At 68.8% G+C, this 4,177-nt stretch carries 3 protein-coding genes; all 3 read left to right on the forward strand.

Annotation, left to right across the window (positions count from 1 at the left end; translation table 11 throughout):
* Positions 1-595: TetR/AcrR family transcriptional regulator (locus AC04L7_RS13505; protein ID WP_475513194.1), on the forward strand; the 595-nt coding region annotated here is incomplete at its 5' end.
* Positions 596-615: 20 nt separating this feature from the next.
* Entirely contained in the window at positions 616-1,545 is a 930-nt protein-coding gene (locus tag AC04L7_RS13510) for an alpha/beta hydrolase (RefSeq protein WP_296282960.1), read from the forward strand.
* Between the two features lie 125 nt (positions 1,546-1,670).
* Positions 1,671-4,177, forward strand: a 2,507-nt coding sequence (locus tag AC04L7_RS13515) for a methylmalonyl-CoA mutase family protein (protein WP_475513195.1), incomplete at its 3' end; no start/stop codon positions are given.

A 4,177-nucleotide genomic window follows, 5' to 3' on the forward strand; every position in this document is an offset into this window, starting at 1 on the left:
AGGCAATGCCACCCGCGAGATGATCGTGGCGCGGGCCTACGACATCGCCGCCCGGCACGGGCTGGAAGGCCTGTCGATCGGTGAGCTGGCCACGGCCGCCGGCATGTCGAAGAGCGGCGTCTTCGCCCACTTCGGCTCCCGCGAAGACCTGCAGCTGACCGTGCTGGAGTGGACGGCCGAGCGCTACGCCCGCGCCGTGATCGGGCCGGCCATCAGCCAGCCGCGCGGCCTGCCGCGCCTGCGCGCCATCATGGAACACTGGTTCCAGTGGGTCTGCGACAACCCGGATGGTTGCGTGATCCTGGCCGCCGCCCATGAATACGACGCCCGCCCGGGCCTGCTGCGCGACCGCATCGTCGATTGGCTGCTGCAGCTGCGCCAGCAACTGGTCAAGGCGATCGGCATGTGCATCGACACCGGTGAGCTGTCGCCGAAGACCGATCCGGTCCTGCTCGCGTTCGAACTGTTCGCCGTCGCCCAGGGCCTGCACGACGCCCGGCTTTATGACGCCGAACAGGCCCCGCTGCTCGCCCGCCGTTCCCTGGACCGCCTGCTGGCGTCCTACGGCGCACCCGCTGTCTCCACCCCCGCCTGACGCCCCCGAGGTCCACCGCCATGGCCGCTGTCACTGTCCGTCAAAATAGCACGACCGTTCGTAAACCCCTCGCGCTGCGCCTGCTGAGCGCCCGTCTCGCCGTCGGCAGCTGGCTCGCCCCGCGCAGCACGCTGACCCGGGCGTTCCAGCTCTTTTGCACGCCGATGCCCGGTGCCCGCACGCGAGCCAGACAGGCCGACACCGGCGGCGCGCGGCTGGGCGAACTGGCCTTCGGCCGCGAACGCCTGACCACCTATACCTGGGGCGATCCGGCCCGCGAACCGACCGTGCTGCTGGCCCATGGCTGGTCCAGCTTCGGCCTGCGCTTCCTGCCGTGGGTGGAACCGCTGCGCCGCGCCGGCTATGCCGTGGTGACGTTCGACCAGCCCGCGCATGGCCGCAGCAGCGGACGCCGCGCCACGCTGCCGATGTTCGCCGAAGCGATCGCCCGGGTCGCCGACCACACCGGTCCGCTGGCCGCYGTCGTCGGTCATTCGCTCGGCGGCGCCGCGAGCGCGATCGCAATGGCGCGCGGGCTGCAGGCCGAGCGCGTGATCCTGCTGGCGCCCGCCGCCGATCCGTTCGATGCCGCGCGCCGCTTCGGCGGCATGGTGGGGCTGGCGCAGTTCCTCAGCCGGCGGCTGTTCGACGAGTACCAGGAACTCACCGCGCACGACATCCGCGACCTCCACGCGCAGGCCACCGCGCCGCAGATCGCGCGGCCCGGCCTGGTCGTGCACGACCTGGAAGACACCGACGTGCCGTGGTGCGAAGGCGAGCGCTACGCGCGCTACTGGCCGCAGGCCACGCTGCTCAGCACGAACGGGCTCGGCCACCATCGCGTGACCATCGCGCCGGAAACGCTCGATGCCGCCTTGCGCTTCCTGCGCGGCGAAGCCGTGGGACAACGCGTGGTGTCCACGCGCGAGCTGCCGTTCGGCCTGTGCTGACGCGAACGGCGTGACCGCACGCCACCGTAGGGTGCGCGTGCGGTGTCCACTGGTGTGCAATTGGTGAGGTGATCACGCGCGAGCGGCTACAATCCCGCGTCTGTCCGTCCTGCAAGTGAGCACGCGTGAGTACACCCGCCAGCCAGTTCCCCGCCACCCAGGCCGACGCCACGCCGCTGCGCTTCGTCACCGCCGCCAGCCTGTTCGACGGGCACGACGCGGCCATCAACATCATGCGCCGCCTGATCCAGGGCGAGGGTGCGGAAGTGATCCACCTCGGCCACAACCGCAGCGTCGAGGACGTGGTCCGCGCCGCGCTGCAGGAAGACGCCGACGGCATCGCGCTGTCCAGCTACCAGGGCGGGCACGTCGAATACTTCAAGTACATGGTCGACATGTTGAAGGAACGCGGCGCCGGCCACGTGCGCGTGTTCGGCGGCGGCGGCGGCACCATCACGCCGGAAGAGATCGCCGAACTGCAGGCCTACGGCGTGGAGCGCATCTACCACCCGAACGACGGCATGAAGATGGGCCTGGTCGAAATGATCCAGGACGTGGTCAAGCGCGCCGAAGAAGGCCGCGTGCAGGTCGCCGCCGATCGCGACGCCGCGCCCGCGCAGCCCAAGCTCACCGACGAGGCCGGCATCGGCCGCGTGCTCAGCGCCATCGAGGACGGCCGCTATTCCGACGCCGACCTGGAGAAGCTGCGCGCGCAGTGGGCCAAGGGCCCGCATGCGCCGTTCCCCGCGCGGCCAACGCCGGTGGTCGGCATCACCGGCACCGGCGGCGCCGGCAAGTCGTCGGTCACCGACGAACTGATGAACCGCTTCCTGTCCTGCTTCCCGCAGATGCATATCGCGGTGATCTCGGTCGATCCCACCCGTCGCCGCACCGGCGGCGCGCTGCTCGGCGACCGCATCCGCATGAACGCGCTGCGCAGCGACCGCATCTACATGCGCTCGATGGCCACGCGCCGCCAGCACGTGGCGACCAATGCGGTGTTGAAGGACTGCATCGCGTTCCTGAAGTCGCTGGGCTTCGACCTGGTGATCGTCGAGACCGCCGGCATCGGCCAGAGCGATTCGGAAATCGTCGACCTGGTCGACTTCCCGATGTACGTGATGACCAGCGACTACGGCGCGGCCAGCCAGCTGGAGAAGATCGACATGATCGACTTCGCCGAGCTGATCGTGCTGAACAAGTACGACAAGCGCGGCGCCGAAGACGCGCTGCGTGACGTGCGCAAGCAGTGGAAGCGCAACCGCGTGGCCTTCCAGACGCCGGACGCCGACGTGCCGGTGTATCCCACCATCGCCAGCCAGTTCAACGACCCCGGCGTCAGCTGGATGTTCGCCAACCTGTGCCGCCTGCTGCGCGAGAAGCTGCAGCTGCCAGCCGAGAAGTGGACGCCCGCGCTCGATACCGAACTGAAGGAGCCGCGCGCCACCGTTCTGATCCCCGGTAGCCGCGTGCGCTACCTGGCCGAAATTGCGGAGCAGGGCCGCGGCATCAACCGCCGCATCGAGACCGAAGCCGAGACCGCCAGCCGCGCGCAGCATTACTGGAATGCGTTGAAGGACCTGGAAGATCCGGCACTGCCGAAGGCGCTGGAGTTGTATGCATCGGATGCCGTCGTGGGMGCGACGTCAGTCGCGACTCACGTCGCTCCCACGGAGCAGCATTCCATCGACCGTTCGCTGCTTACGCTGCGCCAGCGCTACAACGATGCCCTCCAGTCGCTGTCGTCCGAAGCGCTCAAGCTGCTGCGCGAATGGCCGGCCCGCCACAAGGCCGTGACCGATCCGGTCAACGAGTACCAGGTGCGCGGCAAGACCATCCGCATCGAGAACTACCGCGAATCGCTCAGCCACCAGCAGATCCCGAAGATCGCGCCGCCGCCGTACCAGGGCTGGGGYGAACTGCTGACGTTCCTGCAGAAAGAGAACCTGCCCGGCAGCTATCCGTACACCGGCGGCGTGTATCCGTACCGCCGCACCGGCGAGGACCCCATCCGCATGTTCGCCGGCGAAGGCACGCCGGAGCGCACCAACCGCCGCTTCCATTACCTGTCGGTCGGCCAGCCGGCCGCGCGCCTGTCCACCGCCTTCGACAGCGTCACGCTGTACGGCGAAGACCCGGCGCCGCGCCCGGACATCTACGGCAAGATCGGCAACTCCGGCGTCAACATCCCCACGCTGGACGACATGAAGAAGCTGTACTCCGGCTTCGACCTGTGCGCGCCGACCACCTCGGTGTCGATGACGATCAACGGCCCGGCGCCGATCATCCTAGCGATGTTCATGAACACCGCCGTCGACCAGCAGGTGGAGAAGTACCTGAAGGCCGACGACGCGCGCTGGGCCGAAGCGAGCGCGAAGATCGATGCGTTCTTCGAAGGTCGCGCGCGTCCGCAGTACCACGGCGAACTGCCGCCGACCAACAACGGGCTGGGCCTGGGCCTGCTGGGCATCACCGGCGACCAGCTGGTGGATGAAGACACTTACGCCCGCATCAAGGCCGAGACGCTGGCCACCGTGCGCGGCACCGTGCAGGCCGACATCCTCAAGGAAGACCAGGCGCAGAACACCTGCATCTTCAGCACGGAGTTCGCCCTGCGCATGATGGGCGACAT

The organism is Pseudoxanthomonas sp. LjRoot204_2 (assembly GCF_056175765.1).